The sequence below is a fragment of the Pseudomonas sp. BYT-1 genome, assembly GCF_023611805.1.
Taxonomy (GTDB): Bacteria; Pseudomonadota; Gammaproteobacteria; order Pseudomonadales; family Pseudomonadaceae; genus Aquipseudomonas; species Aquipseudomonas guariconensis.
This window is the reverse complement of record NZ_CP072559.1, coordinates 4,624,987-4,649,836: the sequence shown is the minus strand read 5'-3', so window position 1 is coordinate 4,649,836 and position 24,850 is coordinate 4,624,987. Positions and strand designations below refer to the sequence as shown.

Sequence of the window (24,850 nt, the reverse complement as noted above, 5' to 3'; positions counted from 1 at the left end):
GAGTCTCGAAATGAGTGAAGCGATCAAGCAGCCTGTCGGCCCCGAAGGCATCATCCAGATGCAGGGTGTGAACAAGTGGTACGGGCAGTTCCACGTACTGAAGGACATTAACCTCAATGTGCGTCAGGGCGAGCGCATCGTGCTGTGCGGGCCGTCGGGCTCGGGCAAGTCCACCACCATCCGTTGCCTCAATCGCCTGGAGGAACATCAGCAGGGGCGCATCGTCGTCGATGGCGTGGAACTGACCAACGACCTCAAGCAGATCGAAGCGATCCGCCGCGAGGTGGGCATGGTGTTCCAGCACTTCAACCTGTTCCCGCACTTGAGCATTCTGGAAAACTGCACCCTGGCACCGATGTGGGTGCGCAAGATGCCCCGGCGCAAAGCCGAGGAAATCGCCATGCACTATCTGGAGCGGGTGCGCATTCCCGAGCAGGCGCACAAGTATCCGGGGCAACTGTCCGGTGGCCAGCAGCAGCGGGTGGCGATCGCCCGGGCCCTGTGCATGAAGCCCAAGATCATGCTCTTCGACGAACCGACCTCGGCGCTGGATCCGGAGATGGTCAAGGAAGTGCTCGATACCATGGTGGGGCTCGCCGAGGACGGCATGACCATGCTCTGCGTGACCCACGAGATGGGCTTTGCCCGGACCGTGGCGAACCGGGTGATCTTCATGGACAAGGGTGAGATCGTCGAACAGGCTGCGCCGGATGATTTCTTCGACCGGCCGCGCAGTGATCGGACCAAGCTGTTCCTGAGCCAGATCCTGCATTGATGTGACGGGGGCCGCGGCGCGGCCCTTTCGCAGGCTTCGCCGGTTCACCGCTTTGGGAGGGGGGCAAGCCTGCACCAGGGCTGCAAAGCAGCCCTTTTTGTTACTTTTCTTCTTGGGCGGCGACCGGCGCAGGTGGCGGTCGCAGCCCCACCTCGGCGATCAGCTTGAGCTGTTGCCCGTTGCGCATCACTTCGATGGTGATCTTCTCGTTGGGCTTGATCCGCGCCACCTGGTTCATCGACTTGCGACCATCGCCGGCAGGTTCGCCGTTGATGCTCATGATCACGTCGCCCAGTTGCAGGCCGGCACGTTGGGCCGGGCCATCGCGGAAGATGCCCGCCACGACGATGCCTGGACGACCCTGCATGCCATAGGACTCGGCCAGCTCCTGGCTCAGCGGCTGCACCTCGATGCCCAGCCAGCCACGAATGACCTGGCCATGCTCGACGATCGATTTCATCACCTCCAGCGCCAGCTTGACCGGGATGGCGAAGCCGATGCCTTGGGAGCCGCCGGACTTGGAGAAGATCGCGGTGTTGATGCCGATCAGGTTGCCGTTGGCGTCGATCAGGGCGCCGCCGGAGTTGCCGGGGTTGATCGCCGCGTCGGTCTGGATGAAGTCTTCGTAGTTGTTCAGGCCCAGCTGGTTGCGGCCGGTGGCGCTGATGATGCCCATGGTCACGGTCTGGCCGACGCCGAAGGGGTTGCCGATGGCCAGGGACACGTCGCCAATATGGATATTGTCGGAGCGACCGATGGTGATCGCAGGCAGTTTCTTCAGGTCGATCTTCAACACCGCGAGGTCGGTTTCCGGGTCGCTGCCGATGACCCGGGCCAGGGTCTCGCGACCGTCTTTGAGCGCCACCACGATCTGGTCGGCACCGCTGGTCACGTGGTTGTTGGTCAGCAGATAGCCTTCGGGGCTCATGATCACTGCCGAACCCAGGCTGGACTCCCAACGCCGCTGCTTGGGCAGGTTGTCGCCGAAGAAGCGGCGGAATTGCGGGTCTTCGAATAGCGGATGGGCACTCTTATTGACCACCTTGGTGGTGTACAGGTTGGCCACTGCCGGCGCGGCCAGCGTCACGGCATCGGCATAGGACACCGGGCCCTGCACGATCCGCGAGGTCTGCGGAGCCTGCTGCAGGTTGACGTCCTGGCTGGGCAGGCCGACCCACTGGGGAAAGCGCTGGATGATCAGCAGGGCGACCAGCACACCGGTAAGCAGGGGCCAGCCAAAGTAACGCAGAGCCTTGAGCATCGAATGAATCCTGGGAGTAGGGCAGGGGCCAGTGGCTACGCAGCAAGGGTGCGAGCGCGCGCGATCATACACGTGAAAGCGTTGATCAGGCGACGGTCTTGAACGTGGTGCAGCGTCCGCGGGTTTACTCGCGGATGAGCGTGCCACGAGCTGATCCCCAGGCGGGTTGCAGCCGGTTTCCCCGAAGCCGGCGACGGCCCATAATGGCGGCCATTATACGGGCGTTGTGCCCGCCGAACGTGCAGATTTCGAGGAGATTTTCCATGGCCGTCGCCCTGAACACTCTGGTCGAGGAAGCCGAGCGCTACCTGGGCAGCGCGAAGATCCAAGACTACTGCCCCAACGGCCTGCAGGTCGAAGGCCGTCCGCAGGTCAGCCGGATCGTCAGCGGCGTCACTGCCAGCCAGGCATTGCTGGATGCGGCAGTTGAGGCCGAGGCCGATCTGGTGCTGGTGCACCATGGTTACTTCTGGAAAGGCGAGAACCCGTGCATCACGGGCATGAAGCAGCGCCGGATCAAAACCCTGCTCAAGCATGACATCAGTCTGCTCGCCTACCACCTGCCGCTGGACGTACACCCTGAGGTGGGCAACAACGTGCAGTTGGCCCGTCAACTGGACATCACCGTCGAGGGGCCGCTGGACCCGCTGAACCCCAAAGTAGTCGGTCTGGTGGGCTCTCTGGCCGAGCCGATGTCGGCACGCGATTTTGCCCGCCGGGTGCAGGAAGTGATGGGGCGTGAGCCGTTGGTGATCGAGGGCGAACAATTGGTGCGCCGGGTCGGTTGGTGCACAGGTGGCGGTCAGGGCTACATCGACACAGCCATCGCTGCCGGCGTGGATCTGTTCCTCAGTGGCGAGGCGTCCGAGCAGACCTTCCACAGCGCCCGGGAGAACGGCATCAGTTTCATCGCGGCCGGGCACCATGCCACCGAGCGTTACGGCGTGCAGGCGCTGGGCGACTACCTGGCACGGCGCTTTGCGGTGGAGCACCTGTTCATCGACTGCCCCAACCCCATCTGATCTCGGCCATTTCAAAGGTGAATCCGCTCCCGCAGACGATTGGCTGTGGCAGCGGGTTTAGCCGCGAAGGCGCGCTCCACGTCCCCAAACCCGCAGTCATATCGTTAGATTCTTTCGGTCTAGTCAGCCTCCTAAATAGAATCAGGCGCTGTGATACAGTTCCTCGCTCGAACACGGCCCGCAGGCCGTCCATAAGATCGTTTTTCGTGAGTAGCCATGGTCGACAAACTGACGCACTTGAAACAGCTGGAGGCGGAGAGCATCCACATCATCCGCGAGGTGGCCGCCGAGTTCGACAACCCGGTGATGCTGTACTCGATCGGCAAGGACTCCGCCGTGATGCTGCACCTGGCGCGCAAGGCCTTCTTCCCAGGCAAGCTGCCGTTCCCGGTGATGCACGTCGACACCCAGTGGAAATTCCAGGAGATGTACCGCTTCCGCGACAAGATGGTCGAGGAGATGGGCCTGGAGTTGATCACCCACGTCAACCCTGAAGGTGTGGCGCAGGGCATCAACCCGTTCACCCATGGCAGCTCCAAGCACACCGACATCATGAAGACCCAGGGCCTGAAGCAGGCGCTGGACAAGCATGGCTTCGACGCCGCGTTCGGCGGCGCCCGCCGCGACGAGGAGAAGTCCCGCGCCAAGGAGCGTGTGTATTCGTTCCGCGACAGCAAGCACCGCTGGGACCCGAAGAACCAGCGCCCGGAGCTGTGGAACATCTACAACGGCAAGGTCAACAAGGGCGAGTCGATCCGCGTCTTCCCCCTGTCGAACTGGACCGAGCTGGACATCTGGCAGTACATCTACCTCGAAGGTATCCCGATCGTGCCGCTGTACTTCGCTGCCGAGCGTGAAGTCATCGAGAAGAACGGCACCCTGATCATGATCGACGACGAGCGCATCCTCGAGCATCTGACCGATGAAGAGAAAGCGCGCATCGTCAAGAAGAAGGTGCGTTTCCGTACCCTGGGCTGCTACCCGTTGACGGGTGCTGTCGAATCGGAAGCCGAGACCCTGACGGACATCATTCAGGAAATGCTCCTGACCCGTACGTCCGAGCGCCAGGGCCGCGTCATCGACCACGATGGCGCCGGTTCCATGGAAGACAAGAAACGCCAAGGCTACTTCTAATTTCAGGGTTATTCCATGTCGCACCAATCTGATCTGATCAGCGAGGACATCCTCGCCTACCTGGCCCAGCACGAGCGCAAGGAACTGCTGCGCTTTTTGACCTGCGGCAACGTCGACGACGGCAAGAGCACCCTGATCGGGCGCCTGCTGCATGACTCGAAGATGATCTACGAGGACCACCTCGAGGCCATCACCCGCGACTCGAAAAAGGTCGGCACCACCGGCGAGGAAGTGGATCTGGCGCTGCTGGTCGACGGTCTGCAGGCCGAGCGCGAGCAGGGCATCACCATCGATGTCGCCTACCGCTATTTCTCCACCGCCAAGCGCAAGTTCATCATCGCCGACACTCCGGGCCACGAGCAGTACACCCGCAACATGGCCACCGGCGCCTCGACCTGCGACCTGGCGATCATCCTGGTCGATGCGCGCTATGGCGTGCAGACCCAGACCCGTCGCCACAGCTACATCGCCTCGTTGCTCGGCATCAAGCACATCGTCGTCGCGGTCAACAAGATGGACCTGAAGAACTTCGACGAACAGGTCTTCGAATCGATCAAGGCCGACTATCTTAAGTTCGCCGAAGGCATCAACCTCAAGCCGTCGAGCCTGCACTTCGTGCCGATGTCGGCGCTCAAGGGCGACAACGTGGTCAACCGCAGCGAGCGTTCGCCGTGGTACACCGGCCCTGCGCTGATGGAAATCCTCGAAACCGTGGAAGTGGCGGCCGACCGCAACTTCACCGACCTGCGCTTCCCGGTGCAGTACGTGAACCGTCCGAACCTGAACTTCCGCGGCTTTGCCGGCACCATCGCCAGCGGTGTCGTGCACAAGGGGGACGAAGTGGTCGTGCTGCCGTCGGGCAAGAGCAGCCGGGTCAAGTCCATCGTCACCTTCGAAGGTGAGCTGGAAAACGCAGGCCCAGGCCAGGCCGTGACCCTGACCATGGAAGACGAGATCGACATCTCCCGTGGCGATTTGCTGGTGCATGCCGACAACGTTCCGCCGGTCACTGACCAGTTCGACGCCATGCTGGTATGGATGTCCGAGGAGCCGATGCTCCCAGGCAAGAAGTACGACATCAAGCGCGCCACCAGCTATGTGCCGGGCTCGATCGCCAGCATCACCCACAAGGTCGATGTGAACACCCTGGAGCAGGGCGCTGCCAGTGCCCTGCAACTGAACGAGATCGGTCGCGTCAAGGTCAGCCTGGATGCCGCCATCGCCCTGGACGGCTACGACAGCAACCGCACCACCGGCGCGTTCATCGTCATCGACCGCCTGACCAACGGTACCGTCGGCGCCGGCATGATCATCGCCCCGCCAGTCCTGCCGCACGGCAGCACCGGCCATCATGGCAAGCTGGCCCACGTCTCCACCGAAGAGCGTGCCCTGCGCTTCGGCCAGCAGCCAGCCACCGTGCTGTTCAGCGGCCTCTCCGGTGCCGGCAAGAGCACCTTGGCCTATGCCGTGGAGCGCAAGCTGTTCGACATGGGCCGTGCGGTCTATGTACTCGACGGTCAGAACCTGCGCCACGACCTGAACAAGGGCCTGCCACAGGACCGCGCCGGTCGTACCGAAAACTGGCGTCGCGCCGCCCACGTGGCGCGCCAGTTCAACGAAGCCGGCATGCTGACCCTGGCCGCCTTCGTGGCCCCGGACGCCGAAGGTCGCGAGCAGGCCAAAGCGCTGATCGGCAAGGAGCGCCTGGTCACTGTCTACGTCCAGGCCTCGCCGATCGCCTGCCGCGAACGCGACCCTCAAGGCCTGTACGCTGCTGGTGGCGACAACATCCCAGGCGAAAGCTTCCCGTACGATGTGCCGCTGGACGCGGACCTGGTGATCGATACCCAGACCACCAGCGTTGAAGAGGGCGTCAAGCAGGTGCTGGATGTGCTGCGTCAGCGCGGCGCGATCTGATCCGCTTGCCATAAACAGAAAACCCCGCTTCGGCGGGGTTTTTTGTTTATGGCACCTGACTAGTTGCGCAACAGGCGCCGGGTCTGTTTTTCGGTCCTGATCATTTCCAGGTGCCGGTCATAATCGCTGTGTTGCGCGCACGCTGGGCTGTAGGGGGACATGTCGCAGTTGAAGTGTTGATCTGGGTTGTCTGGCGCCAGGTAGGGGCCGCCGGCGCTACAGGCTGATAGGAGCAGGAGGCCGGTGAGAAGTGATTGTTTCAAGAGGCCTAGTGCTGGGGTTGCTTGATCCATCGAAAGTACTCCTGATAGTCCATTGCCGTTCGTGGCCATGCCGGAAAGGATCCATGTCGCATTTGAAATGAACCGCTTATCGGTCGGGGAAGAATAAAGGCATTTGTTATTGCGTCCTGCTAGAAAGATTACTGATAGAGCGGTCAGCTCTTTAATGGTTGAGTAGGGTAAGCCGCTCATTGATTATTCTTTTGTGGGGGTGACGTGTTTTGGATTTCTAAGTCTGGCAAGTAAGCCTGGTAAAATCTGGATTGTATGTTGTGCGACACCTCGGTTGCGGCTGTAGGGAGAGTCTGATGACTATAGGGGGAGGGTTTCCGGTTCGCTTAGGCTTTGCACGACTTGTAATTATTGTGGGGCTAGTTTTGGTAGGCCGGCTTTACCAAGCCCTTTCGGCTCAATAATTAAAGGTGGTGTAATGGGGAAGTATTCAAAAGAGAAGGTTGCACGATTCAGCGGGTCTGGAGGTACCGTCCTTCCTCCCAACCAATCTATGCATGCGGGCGATTTCATAAAATCTCCTAATGGGCGCTATGCGCTGCGTCTTCGCCCTGATGGAAACTTAGTACTTGAAGATCGTGGCGCTGTAATCTGGATGGCTAACGAGAAACAACCGCACAGCAACACTTTCAAGTTGAGAAAGCGGGAAACACTTCACTTCATTATCCAGAATTCTGGCTTTCTCTATGATCCATCCCGTGGTCGGGTATGGTCCGCTCAAGCTACAGAGACTCGAGACAAGTCCTATTGGCGTCATAATCACCTAGGGGTAACCGATATAGGTAATCTGGAAATTTATGATGGAAGGAATGGAGAGATTAGATGGGCGCGCTCAGGGTTTGTGCCAGGCCGCCTTCGGCGTAGGGAAAAGATATGGCCGCACTCTGACCTGCCTGAGCTTCCTCCGCTATTCCAAGTAAAGCATGATTATCCCTAGCTTTAGGGGTAGCCGAATATAAGTGGCTCCAAGTTTAATCTCCTGGGTCCGGTGACATGGCTTGGAGCTATCGGCTGACTTTAAGTAAGAAGTTGTGATGAACTTAGTGTCGCGGCTTTTGGATCAGTTTGTAATGCTCTTGATAATCTATTCTTCTTTCGCAACCTTGCCGATAGGGGTCCATGTCACATTTGAATTTTATGTCTTGTCTATCAGGGATCCACATCCAGTCGTTGCCGCACCCGGAAAGAAAAAACATGAGCATAAGGTTGAGGTGTTTCATGGTGTGCTCGCGCATCTAAGGGGGCATTTATTTTCACCACGAACCCTGTTGCGGGATACTTCATTTTTTCACAAGCTTAAGTAGGAAGCTCTCCTCGTTAGCGGGAGACGGGTCTTACATAGGAGGGTGGTGCATGCCTTCATGGGGGCATAGATGAATCGACCGGATGAAAACATGCGCTAGTTAGTTTTTGTGGTGTCGTGTGGAGTCGCTGGGTATAAGGTTTTCAGCTATTTCATATGTGTTTTTCCGACACCGGAATCACTCGGCGTTCCTTCACCGCCTTGTACGAAAAACTCGAATAGATCTCTTTAACGCCCGGCAAACGCTGCAACACCTCCCGGGTAAATTCCCCGAACGATTCCAGGTCCCGCGCAAGGATCTCCAACAAGAAGTCATAGCGCCCGGAAATGTTGTGGCAGGAAACGATCTCGGGGATTTCCAACAGCCGTTTCTCGAAGGCCAGGGCCATTTCCTTGGTGTGCGAGTCCATCATGATGCTCACGAAGGCGGTCACGCCAAAGCCCAGTGACTTGGGCGAGAGGATGGCTTGATAGCCGGTGATGTAGCCGTTGTCCTCCAGCAGTTTGACGCGACGCCAGCAGGGCGAGGTGGTGAGGGAAACCTGGTCGGCAAGTTCAGCGACGGTGAGGCGGGCATTGTCCTGCAAGGCCGCGAGCAGGGCGCGGTCGGTGCGGTCTAGGGTCGAAGGCATGATTTGCCCTCCTGGTGTTTGGTTTGTTGTTTTTATGCCAAAAGATATGCGAATGCGTGGGCGATTTTGGAAAATTACCCGCGACCCGGTGGCATAAGCTTATAACAAACCATCAGAGGCTGTTGCCATGCGCGACTCCAATAACAACACCGGTTTTTCAACACGGGCCATCCATCATGGCTATGACCCGCTTTCCCACGGCGGCGCGCTGGTGCCGCCGGTGTACCAGACCGCCACCTATGCCTTCCCGACTGTCGAGTACGGCGCGGCCTGTTTTGCAGGTGAGGAGAGTGGGCATTTCTACAGCCGCATTTCCAACCCGACCCTGGCCTTGCTCGAACAACGCATGGCATCGCTAGAAGGTGGCGAAGCAGGACTGGCGTTGGCCTCGGGCATGGGCGCCATCACCTCGACGCTATGGACGCTACTACGTCCGGGCGATGAGCTGATCGTTGGGCGTACCCTGTACGGCTGCACCTTTGCCTACTTGCACCATGGCATCGGCGAATTCGGAGTCAAGATCCAGCACGTTGACCTTAACGACGAAAAGGCGTTGAAGGCGGCCATAACCTCTAAGACCCGGATGATCTATTTCGAAAGCCCGGCCAACCCCAACATGCAACTGGTCGATATCGCGGCCGTCGCACAGGCGGTGCGTGGTCGCGACATCCACGTCGTGGTCGACAATACTTACTGCACGCCCTACTTGCAGCGTCCGCTGGAGCTGGGTGCCGACCTGGTGGTGCATTCGGCCACCAAGTACCTGAGCGGCCATGGCGATATCACTGCGGGCCTGGTGGTCGGGCGCAAGGCGCTGATCGACCGGATCCGCCTGGAAGGCCTGAAGGACATGACCGGCGCGGTCCTTTCGCCTCACGATGCCTCGCTGCTGATGCGCGGCATGAAGACCCTTGCCCTGCGCATGGAGCGCCACTGCAGCAACGCTCAGCAGTTAGCCGAGTACCTGGCGCGCCAGCCCCAGGTGGAGTTGATCCACTATCCGGGCCTGCCGAGTTTTGTCCAGCATGCGTTGGCTCAGCGGCAGATGCGCCTGCCGGGCGGGATGATCGCGTTCGAGCTCAAGGGTGGGATCGAGGCGGGGCGTCGGTTCATGAATGCCCTGCAGTTGTTCAGTCGGGCGGTGAGCTTGGGCGATGCGGAGTCACTGGCCCAGCATCCGGCGAGCATGACCCATTCGAGCTATACGCCGCAGGAGCGCGCGCACCATGGCATCTCTGAGGGCCTTGTGCGGCTGTCGGTGGGATTGGAAGACATCGATGACTTGGTGGCTGATATCGCCCAGGCATTGAAGGCCTGCGCCTGAAGCCGCGCCAAGCGCTGTGCGAGCGGGTTTACCCGCGAATCGTGTCCGGAAACCGAAGGAAAAGCCCGATGGTGGCGATGATGAATCCGAACGAGCCATTGACGGCCCAGGATACCGACCTGGACAGCGACCCGGCTGAAACCCGCGAATGGTGCGAAGCGCTCGAGTCCACCCTGGCCCATTGCGGCCCGGCGCGGGCGCGCTATCTGCTACAGCGTTTGCAAAGCCATGCACTGGAATTGGGACTGGCGCGCGATACCTTGCCGTTCTCGGCCTACCGCAACACCTTGTCGGTAGAGCAGCAAGGCGCCTATCCGGGCGACCTGGAGATGGACGAGCGCATCACTGGCATCCTGCGCTGGAACGCGCTGGCCATGGTGGTGCGGGCCAATCATGCCTATGGCGATCTGGGTGGGCATATCGCCAGTTATGCCTCGGCGGCGGAGATCTTCGAGGTGGGCTTCCAGCACTTTTTCCGCGGCGAGAGCGGTGGCGAGCGACGCTCGGCAGACCTGGTGTTCTTCCAGCCTCATTCCGCCCCGGGTATCTATGCCCGGGCATTTCTCGAAGGGCGTTTGAGCGAGGCGCAACTGGCCAGCTATCGCCAGGAAGTCGCCGGCAATGGCCTGTGCTCTTACCCACACCCTTGGTTGATGCCCGACTTCTGGCAGTTTCCCACCGGTTCCATGGGGATCGGTCCGCTCAATGCCATCTACCAGGCGCGTTTCATGCGCTATCTGCAGCACCGTGGTGTGCTCGAGACGGAGTCACGGCATGTCTGGGGCGTGTTCGGTGATGGCGAAATGGACGAACCGGAGTCCACCGCAGGCCTGACCCTGGCGGCGCGCGAAGGCCTGGACAACCTGACGTTCATCGTCAACTGCAACCTGCAACGCCTGGATGGCCCGGTGCGCGGCAACGGGCAGATCATCCAGGAACTGGAAGCGCTGTTCAGCGGCGCCGGTTGGAACGTGATCAAGGTGCTCTGGGGCTCGGAGTGGGATGCTCTGTTCGCCCACGACCATGACCATGTGCTGCTGCGTCAACTTGCAGCGACGCCCGATGGCCAGTTCCAGACCCTTGGCGCCAACGACGGCACCTACAACCTGGAGCATTTCTTCAACCAGCACCCGGCACTGCAACAGCTGGTGGCGCACATGAGCTCCGACGAGATCAACGCCCTCAAGCGTGGCGGTCATGATTTTCGCAAGCTATACGCCGCCTATGCCGCGGCCAAGACATGCAAGGGCCGGCCGACGGTGATCCTGGCCAAGACCAAGAAGGGCTATGGCATGAGCAGCGCTGGCGAGTCGCGGATGACTGCGCACCAGGCCAAGAAGCTCGACGTTCAGGCACTGCTGGCATTTCGGGATCGCTTCCATCTCCCCCTGTCGGACGAAGCCGTGGAGCAACTGCGCTTCTACCGGCCTGACGAGGACAGCCCGGAGATGCGTTACCTGCGCAAGCAGCGGGCTGCGTTGGGCGGGCCGTTGCCGATGCGGCGCAGCGACTGTCCTCGCCTGCCGTTGCCTGATCTTGAAACCTTCGGTGGTTTTGCCTTGCACGCTGAGGGCAAGGAAATGTCCACCACCATGGCCGCCGTGCGCCTGCTCGGCCACTGGTTGAAGGCGCCGGAGCTGGGCCCGCGGGTGGTACCGATCGTCGCCGATGAGGCGCGTACGTTCGGTATGGCCAGTTTGTTCAGACAGATCGGTATCTATTCGTCTTGCGGGCAGCGTTACGAGCCTGAGGATGCCGGGTCTTTGCTCACCTACAAAGAGGCGCGTGACGGCCAGTTGCTCGAAGAGGGCATCACCGAGGCAGGGGCGATTTCTTCCTGGGTAGCGGCGGCCACGTCCTACGCGGTACACGGCGAGCCTATGTTGCCGGTGTACATCTATTACTCGATGTTCGGATTCCAGCGGGTCGGTGACCTAATCTGGGCTGCCGCCGATCAGCGCGCCCGTGGCTTGTTGCTAGGTGCTACCTCCGGGCGCACCACCTTGGGTGGCGAAGGATTGCAGCACCAGGACGGCTCCAGCTTGGTGATGGCGGCCTTGGTGCCCAACTGCCGGGCCTGGGACCCATGCTTTGCCGGCGAGCTGGCCGTGATTCTCGATCATGCAGCCCGGCGCATGCTGGTGGAGCAGTGCGACGAATTCCACTACGTGGCGGTGATGAACGAAAACTATCCACAGCCCTCGTTGCCCGAGGCGATGCGCGGCGATGTGCTTCGCGGCATGTACCGTTTCGCCAGGCAGCAGGCCCTGCAGCCACGTGCCAAGGTGCGCCTGCTGGGCTCGGGGGCGATTCTGCGCGAGGTGATTGCCGCCAGTGAGCTGCTCGCTACCGAATGGCAGGTGGACAGTGATGTGTTCAGTGTCACCAGTTTCAGCGAACTGGCACGCGAGGCACGGGAAGTGCAGCGAGCGGCGACCCAAGGGCGAGGCGGGGTCAGCCACGTGAGCCTGTGCCTGGCGGGTGATGACCCGGTGGTTGCCGCCACAGACTATGCCCGTGCCTGGCCGCAGTTGATCGCCGAATACGTACCGGCACCTTACATGACCCTGGGTACCGATGGCTTCGGGCGCAGCGATACACGTCAGCAACTGCGGCGGTTCTTCGAGGTGGATCGTTACGGTGTGGTGATGGCAGCGCTGTACAGCCTGGTCAGGCAGGGGCGGTTGGACGAGCAGGTATTGGAGCAGGCGAGGGCGCGGTACGAAATCGCCGGCGGGGTGGCCCCTTGGTGCCGATGAGCGGCAGCTTGGCAAGGGCTTGTGTTTGAAGGCAAGCCCATTTCGTCCTCGAGGTGCTTTGCAGCTCATCGCAGGCTTCGCCAGCTCTTATGGGCATTGCCAGGAAGTTGCTTACAAACGCTGTCTAGTCCTGAAATAGGTTTACACCTGTTCAGGTAGGCCGGTAGGCCTCAAAACGCCCGATGCACCGCATCGGGCGTTTTGTGTTTCAGGGCCATGTGAGGCCGCTCCGTGTTGTAGATCTGCACGGCCTCATCAACCATCTTCCGTGCCTGCTCCAGATCTTCTGGGTTACTCAGCAACAGCTCTGTTTTGAGGATTCCGTTGATACGCTCGGCTAGAGCGTTCTGGTAGCAGTCGTACCCGTCAGTCATCGAGCAATGAACTCCGTGCCTTGTATGCAGCGACTGGTATAGCGCTGAGCAGTATTGAATACCGCGGTCGGAGTGATGGACTAACGGCTGGTGGCGCCGCCGCTTGCGCAGGGCCTGTCTAAAGGCTTGTGCAACCGACTCGGCATGCAGGCTTTCATGGACATGATGGCCAACAATCTTTCTGGAATATGCATCCGTTACCAGGCTCAGGTACAGCGGGCCGCTTCTGGAGGGCAGGTAGGTAATATCCGCCACCCAGACGTGCTCTGGCCCTGACGGAACTACCTGATTTGGGCCTGCTTTGAGAAGATTGGGATGACGGTAGAAGCGATGATAGCTTTGGGTTGTCTTGTGATACGCCCGCTTGGGCAGCACCAGCAAGCGGCGCTCGCCCAAAACCTCAAACAGCCGGTCTCGGCCAACTTGGACTCGTTTATCAGGCTGGCAATGCAGCAGATAGTGCAGTTTCCGTGTTCCCAGTCGCGGCTGACGCATCCGGATTTTCTGAACAAACTCGACAACCCGATCTGCCTGATGAGCTTTACTGTCGGCAGCTCGATTGCGCTTGTAATAAGCCTGCCGGCTAATGCCTAGAAACTGACAAGCCCTGGCAATGCTCAGTCCTGCGACTTGACCTTGCGAGAGGACTTGCCGGATCGCTTTTTTACGACCGATACACCGTAGTCATTCTTCAGGACATCAACGACGGTCTCAAAGAACTGAGCCTTCTGGCTCATCAGCTCAAGCTGCTGCTCAAGCTCTTTGATCCGCTGCTCTGGAGTGAGCGTTTTGGGGTCGGACATCGCGAAGCTCCTCTCGGCCCGGATCGACGCCCCTTGGCTCCAATCCTGCCGACCATGCTTACGCAACCATACCAGAACTGTAGATTTGCCCTGGATACCGTACCGCTCCTGGGCCTGAGTACAGGTCAATTCACCTTTTTCGACCTGATCCACTACAGCCAATTTAAAAGTCAGCGAGTAATCACGCTGTGTTCGCTTCACACCATGCACCATCGAGGTCTCCAGATTCTCGGGGGAAAGGTGTAAACCTTATTCAGGACGGGACACGCCCACAAAAAAAGGCCTCTTGCGAGGCCTTTTTCATGTTCAGCGTTTGAGGCCGTAGCTCTCGTCGAGCATGCCCGGCGAGTTCGGCGCCTTGGGCGCGTAGTCGCGAGGCACTTCGGCGGTGTCCTTCGGCGGAGTCAGGCGATCACGCGGGCCCTGGGCCGCTTCGGAGTGCAGGGCGGCCAGCAGGCGCTGGCGGGTGACGTCGTCGAGGGCCAGACGGTTGGCGCCGTCGGCCAAGTGGTCCTGGACGTCCTGGTAGCTCTGGGTCAGTTTCTTGACCAGCGCTGCTGTGCTGTTGAAGTGGGTGACCACTTCGTTCTGGTAGCTATCGAAGCGCTGCTGGATGTCATCCAACTGACGCTGGGTGCTGCTGGGCGCTGCGTTGGGCAGCAGACGGGCGACGACAAAGCCCACCACCACGCCGACGACGAGGGCCAGGGTCGGCAACAACCAAACAAGGAGCGAGAGTTCCACGAGTCCTTCCTCTATAAACGGCTTTGCTTTACGTTAACGGCTCAGACCTGCGCTGTATACCGCGAGCGATCGCAAATCAGAACAGAATTCTTCAGCTAGACGAGTCGACCTTCACCGAGGTCACGGAGTAGTGCCTTGCTTATCCGCGAAACCCCCTTGTTCATTGATGGCCCGAGCGGCCAGCTGGAAGCCTTGTACCTGGATGTGGCCGGCGCCCGCGGTGCGGTGCTGATCTGCCATCCCAACCCGGTCCAGGGTGGCACCATGCTCAACAAGGTGGTCTCGACCCTGCAGCGCACCGCCCGTGATGCAGGTTACATCACCTTACGCTTCAACTACCGCGGCGTGGGTCAGAGTGCGGGCAGTCATGACATGGGGGCCGGCGAGGTCGCCGATGCCGAGGCGGCCGCGGCCTGGCTGCGGGCCAAGCACCCTGAGCTGCCGCTGGTGCTGATGGGCTTCTCCTTCGGCGGATTTGTCGCGGCCAGCCTGGCCGGACGCCTGGAAGCCGACGATGTGGCGTTGCAGCATTTGTTCATGATCGCCCCGGCGGTAATGCGCTTGAGCGAGCAGTTCCCGCTGGCCCAGCGTTGCCCGCTGACCGTGGTGCAGCCGGACACCGATGAAGTCGTCGATCCTCAGCTGGTCTACGACTGGTCCGACAACCTGCAGCGCCCCCATGAGCTGCTGAAAGTGGCAGAATGCGGACACTTTTTCCATGGCAAGCTGACCGATCTGAAGGATCTGGTGCTGCCGCGTCTTTCGAACTGAGCCAAGCCTGATCAAGCGAACACCCATGACTACGCGTATTCTCACCGGTATCACCACCACCGGAACCCCGCACCTGGGCAACTACGCCGGCGCCATCCGCCCTGCGATCGTCGCCAGCCAACAGCCCGGTGCCGATTCGTTCTATTTCCTGGCCGACTACCACGCCCTGATCAAATGCGACGATCCGCTGCGCATCCAGCGCTCGCGTCTGGAAATTGCCGCCACCTGGCTGGCCGGTGGCCTGGACCCGGACAAGGTCACCTTCTACCGCCAGTCCGACATCCCAGAGATTCCCGAGCTCACCTGGCTGCTGACCTGCGTCGCCGCCAAGGGCCTGCTCAACCGCGCCCATGCTTACAAGGCCTCGGTGGACAAGAACGTCGAAGCCGGCGAAGACCCGGATGCCGGCGTGACCATGGGCCTGTTCAGCTACCCTGTGCTGATGGCCGCGGACATCCTGATGTTCAACGCCCACAAGGTGCCGGTCGGTCGTGACCAGATCCAGCACGTGGAGATGGCCCGCGACATCGGCCAGCGTTTCAACCACCTGTTCGGCCAGGGAAAGGACTTCTTCACCTTGCCGGAGGCGGTGATCGAGGAAACCGTGGCGACGCTGCCGGGCCTGGACGGTCGCAAGATGTCCAAGAGCTACGACAACACCATTCCGCTGTTCACCAGCGCCAAGGACATGAAGGACGCGATCTCGCGCATCGTCACCGACTCCCGCGCGCCGGGCGAGCCGAAGGATGCGGACAACTCGCACCTGTTCACCCTGTTCCAGGCCTTCGCCACCCCCGCGCAGGCGGCCGAGTTCCGCGAAGAGCTGCTGCAGGGCATTGGTTGGGGCGAGGCCAAACAGCGCCTGTTCCAACTGCTCGACGGCCAGTTGGCCGAAAAGCGCGAACACTATCACCAATTGATCTCGCGCCCCTCGGACCTGGAAGACATTCTCCTGGCCGGTGCGGCCAAGGCCCGCAAGAGCGCCACGCCGTTCCTCGAGCAACTGCGCGAGGCAGTGGGCCTGCGTTCGTTCCGCACCAGTGTCCAGGCCAGCACCGAAGTGAAGAAGAAAGCCGCCAAGACCGCGCGCTTCGTCAGCTTCCGCGACGACGATGGCAGCTTCCGCTTCCGTTTGCTGGCAGCCGATGGCGAACAGCTGCTGCTTTCGCGCAGCTTCGCTGACGGCAAGAGCGCCGGCGCTGTTAGCAAGCAGTTGCAGCAGGGCGGTGAGGCCGATGTGCGCGTCGACGGCCTGGGCTTCTCGCTCTGGCTGAACGGTGAGCAGGTGGCCGATGGGCCACAGTTCCAGACCGGCGAGGCCCGTGACGCCGCCATCGAGAGCCTGCGCGCGGCATTGCAGCCTCAAGACTGAGGCGTAGGGTCCCGGCTGTTCGCCGGTATCGGCGGATGAATCCGTTGCCACAAGTCCTGCGGTGTCAATGAGAACGCTGCTGTACCTGTGGGAGCGGGTTTGCCCGTGAAAGGGCCGGAACAGACAAGCCGGATAGAGGCTTGTGTACCGGTAGCTTACGGCCCTGCGGCGCGATGGCCGTATGTATGATTGCCATTAAGCGGGCCTGTCGCTACAGTGACGGCCCGTTTTTTGTTGCCTCGCTAACGAATCATGACGCCCCTCGAACGATATCAAGCAGATCTGAAACGTCCCGACTTCTTCCATGATGCGGCGCAGGAAACTGCGGTGCGTCACCTGCAGCGCCTGTACGATGACCTGTTGGCGGCGCAGAACAACAAGCCGGGCGTGTTCGGCAAGCTGTTCGGCAGGAAGGAGCAGGCACCGGTCAAGGGCTTGTACTTCTGGGGGGGGGTGGGACGCGGCAAGACCTATCTGGTCGACACTTTCTTCGAGGCGCTGCCGTTCAAGCAGAAGATGCGCACGCACTTCCACCGCTTCATGAAGCGTGTTCACGAAGAGATGAAAACCCTCAAGGGGGAGAAGAACCCGCTCACCATCATCGCCAAGCGCTTCTCTGAGGAAGCCAAGGTGATCTGCTTCGATGAGTTCTTCGTGTCCGACATCACCGATGCCATGATCCTCGGCACGTTGATGGAAGAGCTGTTCAAGAATGGCGTCACCTTGGTGGCGACTTCGAACATCGTCCCCGACGGCCTGTACAAGGACGGCCTGCAACGCGCGCGTTTCCTGCCGGCTATCGCGCTGATCAAGCAGAACACCGAGGTGGTCAACGTCGACAGCGGGGTCGACTACCGCCTGCGTCACCTGGAGCAGGCCGAGCTGTACCACTTCCCGCTCGACGAAGCCGCCCATGAAAGCCTGCGCCAGAGTTTCCGTGCCTTGACGCCCGAGTGCACCCAGGCTGTGGAAAACGACGTGCTGGTGATCGAGAACCGCGAGATCCAAGCCATCCGCACCTGCGATGACGTCGCTTGGTTCGACTTCCGCGCCCTGTGCGACGGCCCGCGTAGCCAGAACGACTACATCGAGCTGGGCAAGATCTTCCATGCCGTGTTGCTGAGCAATGTCGAGCAGATGGGCGTGACCACCGACGACATCGCCCGCCGCTTCATCAACATGGTGGATGAGTTCTACGACCGCAACGTCAAATTGATCATCTCCGCCGAGGTCGAACTCAAGGATTTGTACACTGGCGGCCGCCTGAGCTTCGAATTCCAGCGCACGCTCAGCCGCCTGCTGGAGATGCAGTCCCACGAGTTCCTGGCGCGGGCGCACAAGCCCTGAGGGAAGCTACAAGCTGCAAAAAAGCCAGAGCAGTTCGCGAACTGCTCTGGCTTTTTCTTTTTCTCGTGGCTTGCCGCTAGAAGCTTGCCACTCAAGAAAGCCCTCAGGCTTCCTGCACGAACTGCTGCCGGTACTGATTCGGGGACAGTTCGGTGTGCTGACGGAACAGCCTGGCGAAGAAGCTGGCGTCGTCGTAACCCACTTCATAGCTGATGGTCTTGATGCTCTTGCGCGTACTCGACAAGAGCCCCTTGGCCGTCTCGATACGCAGACGTTGGAGGTAATGCAGGGGCTTGTCGCCGGTGGCGCTCTGGAAACGGCGCATGAAGTTGCGGATGCTCATGCCGTGGTTGCGCGCTACGTCCTCGAAGCGGAACTTGTCGGCGAAGTGCTCCTCCAGCCAGTGCTGGATCTGCAGGATGATCAGGTCCTGGTGCAGCTTCTGTCCGCCAAAGCCCATGCGTCCCGGGGTATAGCTGCGCTGGACTTCGTAGAGGATGTCTCGGGCCACGGCGCGGGCGACGTTGGGGCCGCAGAATCGCTCGATCAGATAGATGTACAGGTCGCACGCCGATGTGGTGCCGCCAGCGCAATACAGGTTGTCGGCGTCGGTCAGGTGCTTGTCCTGGTTCAGCCGGACATTGGGGAAGCGCTCTGCGAAGCTGTTGAAGAAGCGCCAGTACGTAGTTGCCTCCTTGCCATCGAGCAGGCCTGCCTCTGCCAGCCAGAACACACCACTGGCCTCGCCGCACAACACCGCACCGCGGGCATGCTGCTCGCGTAGCCAGGGCAGGACCTGGGGGTAGCGCTGTTGCAGGTTATCGAAGTCTTCCCAGAACGCCGGGAGGATGATCACGTCGGCATCGACCAGGCCGCTGTCGACCGGTACCTGCACATTGCTGAAGCTGTCCACGGGCTTGCCGTCCGGGCTCACCAGGCAGATCTCGAACATCGGTTGCAGCCCCAGGCCCAGCTGCTTGCTGTAGCGCAGGCTGGCCAGGTGGAAGAAATCCTTTGCCTGCATCAGTGTCGAGGCGAACACCTTGTCAATGGCCAGGATGCTGACGCGCCGCAACGACGCGGAGGGTTGGGTAAACATCATTGTCATTGTTCTTATAGGGTAGAGTGGTCAATCACCGGCTGGATCGTCTTATTTTTTCTGTTGGGCTGCAAGCTTCTTCAAGCGGTAAGTGGCACGCGGCAAGCGGCAAGAAAAAAGCCAGAGCAGTCCGCGGACTGCTTTTGCTTGCCACTTGCAGCTTGCCATTGCCGCAGCCCTCAAGGCGCCGGGTTGGGCTGGTCCTGGTGGATGGCCTCGATGGCTGCAAGCAATTCATCGCTGAGGGTCAAGGCCTGGCTGTCCAGGTTGCTTTGCAGTTGCTCAACGCTGGTAGCCCCGATGATGTTGCTGGTCACGAACGGCTGACGGGTGACGAAGGCCAGGGCCATCTGGGCCGGGTCAAGACCATGCTGGCGGGCCAGCTGCACATAACGGCTGCAGGCGGACACAGTCTGCGGATTGGAGTAGCGCGAGAACCGGCTGAACAACGTCAGGCGTGCCTGTGCCGGCCGTGCGCCGCCTTCGTACTTGCCCGAGAGCATGCCGAAGGCCAGAGGCGAATAAGCCAGCAGGCCGCACTGCTCACGGATCGCCACCTCCGCCAGGCCTACCTCGAAGCTGCGATTGAGCAGGTTGTAGGGGTTCTGGATCGACACGGCTCGCGGCCAGCCGCGAGTCTCGGCCAGGTGCAAGAACTTCATGGTGCCCCATGGCGTTTCGTTGGACAGGCCGATATGGCGGATCTTGCCGGCGCGCACCTGTTCGTCGAGTACTTCGAGGGTTTCTTCCAGTGGCGTGAACAGGTCGTGAGGCAGATGCTGGTAGCCCAGTTTGCCGAAGAAGTTGGTGCTGCGCTCGGGCCAATGCAGCTGGTACAGGTCGATGCGATCGGTGTGCAGGCGCTGCAGGCTGTCCTCCAGCGCAGCGACGATATGCTGGCGGTTGTGCTTGAGCTGGCCGTCGCGGATATGGCTGATGCCGTTGCCGGGACCTGCGACTTTGCTCGCGAGAATCCAGTCGTCACGATCGCCATGACGGCGGAACCAGTTGCCGATGATGCGCTCGGTGGCGGCGTAGGTTTCGGGCCGTGGCGGCACCGGGTACATCTCTGCCGTGTCGATGAAATTGACCCCGCTGGCCTTGGCCAGTGCGATCTGGGCAAAGGCCTGGGCTTCGTCGTTCTGTTCGCCCCAGGTCATGGTGCCCAGGCACAGGGCGCTGACATTGAGGTCGGTTCGGCCGAGTTGGCGATATTCCATGGGGTACCGTCTCCTGCAAATCGAACCATCAAATCAGGTTGAATTTTTTTCTGCAATCTGGATAATTCGGCACCTCTCCGTGTGGCGGAAGTGATGCACCACCATGCAGGAGGAACCCTTGTCGAACATTGGACGCGCCGACCCGAGCCCCCAATAGCGTCCGTGTGCGGCTGCGCGCTTGCCCTTGGCAAGCTGTGCACTATCCAGTAAGATTCGCCGTCTATTTTTCGCTGGGCGGCCTCTGAGGCTTTAGAGAATGAAAACTTTTACTGCTAAACCGGAAACAGTAAAGCGCGACTGGTACGTAGTTGACGCCGCTGGTCAGACCCTGGGTCGTCTGGCTACCGAAATCGCTCGTCGTCTGCGTGGCAAGCACAAGCCAGAATACACCCCTCACGTTGACACCGGCGACTACATCGTCGTCATCAACGCCGAGCAGGTACGTGTCACTGGTGCCAAAACTTCGGACAAGATGTACTACTCCCACTCCGGTTTCCCAGGTGGCATCAAGGAAATCAGCTTCGAGAAGCTGATCGACAAAGCCCCTGAGCGTGTCATCGAGACCGCGGTCAAAGGCATGCTGCCGAAGAACCCGCTGGGTCGCGACATGTACCGCAAGCTGAAAGTGTACGCGGGTGCTGCTCACCCACACACTGCTCAGCAGCCTCAAGAACTGAAGATCTAACGGGATAGTTCATTATGTCGGCGACTCAAAATTACGGCACTGGCCGTCGCAAGACCGCAACCGCTCGCGTTTTCCTGCGTCCGGGCACTGGTAACATCTCCATCAACAACCGTTCTCTGGACGTGTTCTTCGGTCGCGAAACTGCTCGCATGGTTGTTCGTCAGCCGCTGGAACTGACCGAGACCGTTGAGAAGTTCGACATCTACGTCACCGTTTCCGGTGGTGGTGTCAGCGGTCAAGCCGGTGCGATCCGTCACGGTATCACCCGCGCTCTGATGGACTACGACGAATCCCTGCGTGGCGCTCTGCGTCGTGCTGGTTACGTCACCCGCGACGCTCGTGAAGTCGAGCGTAAGAAAGTGGGTCTGCGTAAAGCGCGTAAGCGTCCTCAGTACTCCAAGCGTTAATACCGCTTCGGCAGTCGAAAAAAAGCCCGGTTCCGTTTATGGAGCCGGGCTTTTTTTATGTCTTGAACTAACCTGTCAGCATGTCAGTGACAACTTGCCGCATAGACGCAGATCAAGCAAAGCGAGGGTTGCAGCCCGCCTGGGGGGTAATCACCTTGTCAGTGTGTGGACTTGTTCCTTACCATTGCGGCCAACTTTAAGTGCCACAGACACAACTAAGTAGATGCCTGATCCAACAGGCCAAAGCAGCTGATGGGAGAGGACTGAATGAGCAATGACGGCGTCAACGCAGGCCGGCGCCGCTTCCTCGTAGCCGCCACATCCGTGGTAGGCGCAGCGGGGGCAGTGGGGGCTGCGGTACCGTTCGTGGGGTCATGGTTCCCCAGTGCCAAGGCGAAGGCCGCCGGCGCACCGGTGAAGGTCAATATCGCCAAGGTCGAACCAGGTCAGCAGATGGTGGCTGAGTGGCGAGGGCAACCTGTGTTCATCGTGCGACGGACTGAGGAGATCCTCGGGAATCTCAAGAAAATCACCGGGGAATTGTCCGACCCCGAATCCAAGGCTTCGGTGCAGCCGACCTATGTCGACCCGCAAAATCGCTCGATCAAGCCCGAAATCCTCGTCCTTGTTGGCTTGTGCACCCACTTGGGTTGTTCGCCGACCTTCCGTCCTGAGGTTGCGCCCGCCGACCTGGGGCCGAAATGGGTCGGGGGCTACTTCTGCCCTTGCCACGGTTCGCACTATGACCTGGCTGGTCGCGTCTACAAATCGCAGCCGGCACCTCTCAACCTGCCAGTGCCTCCGCACTCGTATGAGTCGGACGACATCATTGTCATCGGCATCGATCAGGAGAAGGCATGATGAGCAAGTTCATGGACTGGATTGATGCTCGCTTCCCCGCGACAAAGATGTGGGAAGACCACCTGAGCAAGTATTACGCGCCCAAGAACTTCAACTTCTTGTACTTCTTCGGCTCCCTGGCGCTGCTGGTGCTGGTCAACCAGATCGTTACCGGTGTGTGGTTGACCATGAGCTTCACGCCCTCGGCGGAAGAGGCATTTGCCTCGGTCGAGTACATCATGCGTGACGTCGAATATGGCTGGATCCTGCGCTACCTGCACTCGACCGGCGCCTCGGCGTTCTTCATCGTTGTGTACCTGCACATGTTCCGCGGCCTGCTCTATGGCTCCTACCAGAAGCCGCGCGAGCTGGTCTGGCTGTTCGGCATGCTGATCTACCTGGCGCTCATGGCCGAGGCATTCATGGGCTACCTGCTGCCATGGGGGCAGATGTCGTACTGGGGCGCCCAGGTGATCATCTCGCTGTTTGGTGCCATTCCGGTGATCGGGGGTGACCTGACCCAGTGGATCCGTGGCGACTACCTGATTTCGGGTATTACTCTGAACCGCTTCTTCGCTCTGCACGTGGTTGCCCTGCCGATCGTGATCCTGGGTCTGGTGGTGCTGCACATTCTCGCGCTGCACGAAGTGGGTTCGAACAACCCGGACGGCGTCGACATCAAGAAGAAAAAGGATGAAAACGGCATTCCGCTCGACGGTATCCCGTTCCACCCGTACTACACCGTCAAGGACATTGTCGGCGTGGTGGTGTTCCTGTTCGTGTTCTGTGCGGTGGTGTTCTTCTTCCCTGAAATGGGCGGTTACTTCCTGGAAAAACCGAACTTCGAGCAGGCCAACGCCTTCAAGACCCCTGAGCACATCGCGCCGGTCTGGTACTTCACGCCGTTCTACGCGATCTTGCGTGCTGTCCCTGACAAATTGTTCGGCGTGATCGCCATGGGGGCCGCAATTGCCGTGCTGTTCGTGTTGCCCTGGCTTGACCGCAGCCCAGTGCGCTCGATGCGCTACAAGGGCTGGCTGAGCAAAGTGTTCCTGCTGGTGTTCTGCATTGCCTTCGTGATTCTCGGTGTCCTGGGCGTACTGGCGCCTACGCCGGGTCGGACCTTGCTGTCGCAGGTCTGCACCGTGCTGTATTTCGCCTACTTCCTGTTGATGCCGTTCTACACAAGGCTCGAGAAGACCAAACCGGTTCCGGAAAGGGTGACTGGCTGATGAAAAAGCTAATTGCAGTACTGTTCCTGGCAATGATGCCCGCCTTGTCCTTCGCCGCCAGCGAGCACGGCCCGGTGCTGGACAAGGTCGATATCGATCTGACCGACAAAGCCGCCATGCAGGATGGCGCGCGTACCTTCGCCAACTATTGCATGGGCTGCCATAGCGCCAAGTTCCAGCGCTATGAGCGCGTGGCCGACGACTTGGGCATTCCGCACGAGCTGATGCTCGAGAAACTGGTATTCACCGGTGCCAAGATCGGCGATCACATGAAGATCGGCATGCAGCCAAGCGATGCCAAGACCTGGTTCGGTGCGGCACCGCCCGACCTGACCCTGGTCGCTCGTGTGCGTGGCACCGACTGGCTGTACACCTATCTGCGCAGCTTCTATGAGGACAAGTCGCGTCCTTATGGGGTCAACAACAAAGTGTTCCCGAACGTGGGTATGCCCAACGTCCTGGTTGGCCTGCAAGGTAACCAGGTGATCGGTTGCAAGCAGGTGCAGATGGTGGTCGACGGCAAGAAGCAGTTTGACCCGCTGACCGGCAGCCCGTTGACCCATGAGGCCTGTGACCAGCTGACCATCGAGCCGAAATCCGGTACCCTGACGCCCGAGCAGTTCGACGAGAAGGTCAAGAACCTGGTGACCTTCCTGGCCTATTCGGCCAACCCGGTCAAACTGGAAAGCCAGCGCATCGGTACCTATGTGTTGCTGTACCTGGCTTTCTTCTTCGTATTCGCCTATTTGCTCAAGCGCGAGTACTGGAAGGACGTGCACTGATCACGCAGTAGTTTCTGGTAGTTGAACGCGCCCTGGGGCGCTCCATCGCTGATGCGGTGGAGCCCTCCAGGGCGCGTTTGCATTTAGAGTTTCACAAAGCATCCCCATGCGAGGAGGCGCTACATGGGCGCAACCAACCGGTTAGCCTGCTATTCCGACCCCGCTGATCATTATTCTCACCGGGTACGCCTTGTTCTCGCCGAGAAGGGCATCAGTGTGCAGATCGTCGATGTCGATCCTGCGCGTCTGCCGCCCAAGCTGGTCGAAGTAAACCCCTACGCCAGCGTGCCGACCCTGGTCGACCGCGATCTGGCCCTGTACGAATCGACCGTGATAATGGAGTACCTCGAGGAGCGTTATCCGCATCCGCCGCTCATGCCGGTCTATCCGGTGGCGCGCGGCAACAGTCGGCTGCTGATGCATCGTATCCAGCGTGACTGGTGCGCGTTGGCCGATACGATTCTCGATGCGCGCAGCACGGAGGCGGCGCGCGTTGATGCGCGTAAAGCGTTGCGCGAGAGCCTGACCGGCGTCTCTGCGTTGTTCGGAGAATTTCCTTGCTTCATGAGTGAGGAGCAAAGCCTGGTCGATTGTTGTCTATTGCCCATATTGTGGCGGTTGCCGGTATTGGGTATCGAATTGCCGCGGCAGGCCAAGCCGCTATTGGATTACATGGAGCGGCAGTTTGCCCGCGAGCCTTTTCAGGCGAGCCTGTCCGCTGCAGAACGTGAAATGCGCAAGCTTTAAGGAGCCG

The 24,850-nt window shown here is 60.2% G+C and carries 21 protein-coding genes; 15 read left to right on the top strand and 6 right to left on the bottom strand.

What is annotated here, in order from left to right:
- The first annotated feature begins 10 nt into the window (after positions 1-10).
- Positions 11-775, top strand: a complete 765-nt coding sequence (locus J5X93_RS21715) for an amino acid ABC transporter ATP-binding protein (protein ID WP_043207442.1) — start codon at positions 11-13, stop codon at positions 773-775.
- Positions 776-875: 100 nt separating this feature from the next.
- Here J5X93_RS21715 and algW read toward each other — a convergent pair whose 3' ends face one another.
- The gene (gene algW, locus J5X93_RS21710; protein ID WP_090346845.1) at positions 876-2,036 is read right to left on the bottom strand and encodes a Do family serine endopeptidase AlgW; all 1,161 of its coding nucleotides are present in this window, start codon (positions 2,034-2,036) and stop codon (positions 876-878) included.
- Between the two features lie 263 nt (positions 2,037-2,299).
- On the opposite strand from algW, the gene J5X93_RS21705 reads away from it, so the two are divergent.
- From J5X93_RS21705 to cysN, 3 genes are all read left to right on the top strand, one after another.
- Positions 2,300-3,058 carry a Nif3-like dinuclear metal center hexameric protein gene (locus tag J5X93_RS21705; protein WP_070092317.1) on the top strand — a complete coding sequence of 253 codons (759 nt, stop codon included), beginning with the start codon at positions 2,300-2,302 and terminating at the stop codon, positions 3,056-3,058.
- A 216-nt stretch (positions 3,059-3,274) separates the two neighbouring features.
- The gene (cysD, locus tag J5X93_RS21700; protein ID WP_043207446.1) at positions 3,275-4,192 is read left to right on the top strand and encodes a sulfate adenylyltransferase subunit CysD; all 918 of its coding nucleotides are present in this window, start codon (positions 3,275-3,277) and stop codon (positions 4,190-4,192) included.
- 15 nt (positions 4,193-4,207) lie between these two features.
- On the top strand, positions 4,208-6,109 hold the full coding sequence (gene cysN / locus J5X93_RS21695; RefSeq protein WP_043207448.1) for a sulfate adenylyltransferase subunit CysN: 1,902 nt from the start codon (positions 4,208-4,210) through the stop codon (positions 6,107-6,109).
- Positions 6,110-7,857: 1,748 nt separating this feature from the next.
- On the opposite strand, the gene J5X93_RS21690 is transcribed toward cysN, so the two are convergent.
- Positions 7,858-8,337: an Lrp/AsnC family transcriptional regulator gene (locus J5X93_RS21690; RefSeq protein ID WP_043207451.1), complete on the bottom strand. Its 480-nt coding sequence runs from the start codon at positions 8,335-8,337 to the stop codon at positions 7,858-7,860.
- A 127-nt stretch (positions 8,338-8,464) separates the two neighbouring features.
- On the opposite strand from J5X93_RS21690, the gene J5X93_RS21685 reads away from it, so the two are divergent.
- Entirely contained in the window at positions 8,465-9,661 is a 1,197-nt protein-coding gene (locus J5X93_RS21685) for a methionine gamma-lyase (protein WP_102081625.1), read from the top strand.
- Between the two features lie 68 nt (positions 9,662-9,729).
- Positions 9,730-12,420, top strand: coding sequence for an alpha-ketoglutarate dehydrogenase (gene mdeB, locus J5X93_RS21680; RefSeq protein ID WP_250033970.1), 2,691 nt, complete (start codon positions 9,730-9,732; stop codon positions 12,418-12,420).
- Between the two features lie 170 nt (positions 12,421-12,590).
- Here mdeB and J5X93_RS21675 read toward each other — a convergent pair.
- Both J5X93_RS21675 and J5X93_RS21670 read right to left on the bottom strand, forming a co-directional pair.
- Positions 12,591-13,810 (bottom strand): IS3 family transposase gene (locus tag J5X93_RS21675; protein WP_102081846.1). Its coding sequence is split into 2 segments (ribosomal slippage): positions 12,591-13,462 and positions 13,462-13,810, totalling 1,221 coding nucleotides; the frame shifts between segments, so codons are not numbered across the junction.
- Positions 13,811-13,903: 93 nt separating this feature from the next.
- On the bottom strand, positions 13,904-14,341 hold the full coding sequence (locus J5X93_RS21670; RefSeq protein ID WP_043207459.1) for a Z-ring associated ZapG family protein: 438 nt from the start codon (positions 14,339-14,341) through the stop codon (positions 13,904-13,906).
- Between the two features lie 135 nt (positions 14,342-14,476).
- Here J5X93_RS21670 and J5X93_RS21665 point away from each other — a divergent pair, with 135 nt between their 5' ends.
- From J5X93_RS21665 to zapE, 3 genes are all read left to right on the top strand, one after another.
- Positions 14,477-15,112: an alpha/beta hydrolase gene (locus J5X93_RS21665; RefSeq protein WP_043207462.1), complete on the top strand. Its 636-nt coding sequence runs from the start codon at positions 14,477-14,479 to the stop codon at positions 15,110-15,112.
- A gap of 25 nt (positions 15,113-15,137) precedes the next feature.
- The gene (locus J5X93_RS21660) at positions 15,138-16,484 is read left to right on the top strand and encodes a tryptophan--tRNA ligase (protein WP_090344882.1); all 1,347 of its coding nucleotides are present in this window, start codon (positions 15,138-15,140) and stop codon (positions 16,482-16,484) included.
- Positions 16,485-16,736: 252 nt separating this feature from the next.
- Positions 16,737-17,831, top strand: a complete 1,095-nt coding sequence (zapE, locus tag J5X93_RS21655; protein ID WP_090344884.1) for a cell division protein ZapE — start codon at positions 16,737-16,739, stop codon at positions 17,829-17,831.
- Between the two features lie 103 nt (positions 17,832-17,934).
- Here the strand turns inward: zapE and J5X93_RS21650 are convergent, their stop codons facing one another.
- Together J5X93_RS21650 and J5X93_RS21645 are read right to left on the bottom strand one after the other, a co-directional pair.
- Entirely contained in the window at positions 17,935-18,831 is an 897-nt protein-coding gene (locus tag J5X93_RS21650; protein ID WP_167358094.1) for a GlxA family transcriptional regulator, read from the bottom strand.
- A 278-nt stretch (positions 18,832-19,109) separates the two neighbouring features.
- The gene (locus J5X93_RS21645; RefSeq protein WP_043207467.1) at positions 19,110-20,150 is read right to left on the bottom strand and encodes an NADP(H)-dependent aldo-keto reductase; all 1,041 of its coding nucleotides are present in this window, start codon (positions 20,148-20,150) and stop codon (positions 19,110-19,112) included.
- Positions 20,151-20,406: 256 nt separating this feature from the next.
- Between J5X93_RS21645 and rplM the strand changes: the two genes are divergently transcribed.
- From rplM to J5X93_RS21615, 6 genes are all read left to right on the top strand, one after another.
- On the top strand, positions 20,407-20,835 hold the full coding sequence (rplM, locus tag J5X93_RS21640) for a 50S ribosomal protein L13 (protein ID WP_043207468.1): 429 nt from the start codon (positions 20,407-20,409) through the stop codon (positions 20,833-20,835).
- 14 nt (positions 20,836-20,849) lie between these two features.
- Positions 20,850-21,242 carry a 30S ribosomal protein S9 gene (gene rpsI, locus J5X93_RS21635; protein ID WP_043207470.1) on the top strand — a complete coding sequence of 131 codons (393 nt, stop codon included), beginning with the start codon at positions 20,850-20,852 and terminating at the stop codon, positions 21,240-21,242.
- A gap of 267 nt (positions 21,243-21,509) precedes the next feature.
- Complete coding sequence (gene petA, locus J5X93_RS21630) at positions 21,510-22,103, top strand: ubiquinol-cytochrome c reductase iron-sulfur subunit (protein WP_043207473.1); 594 nt, start codon at positions 21,510-21,512, stop codon at positions 22,101-22,103.
- Positions 22,103-23,314 (top strand): cytochrome b, encoded by a 1,212-nt coding sequence (locus J5X93_RS21625; protein WP_043207474.1) that lies wholly within the window; start codon positions 22,103-22,105, stop codon positions 23,312-23,314. The genes petA and J5X93_RS21625 overlap by 1 nt, the downstream gene beginning before the upstream one ends.
- Positions 23,314-24,096 carry a cytochrome c1 gene (locus tag J5X93_RS21620; RefSeq protein ID WP_070576202.1) on the top strand — a complete coding sequence of 261 codons (783 nt, stop codon included), beginning with the start codon at positions 23,314-23,316 and terminating at the stop codon, positions 24,094-24,096. Before J5X93_RS21625 ends, J5X93_RS21620 begins: the two co-directional genes overlap by 1 nt.
- 123 nt (positions 24,097-24,219) lie before the next feature.
- The gene (locus J5X93_RS21615) at positions 24,220-24,843 is read left to right on the top strand and encodes a glutathione S-transferase N-terminal domain-containing protein (RefSeq protein WP_043207478.1); all 624 of its coding nucleotides are present in this window, start codon (positions 24,220-24,222) and stop codon (positions 24,841-24,843) included.
- Positions 24,844-24,850: the final 7 nt, after the last annotated feature.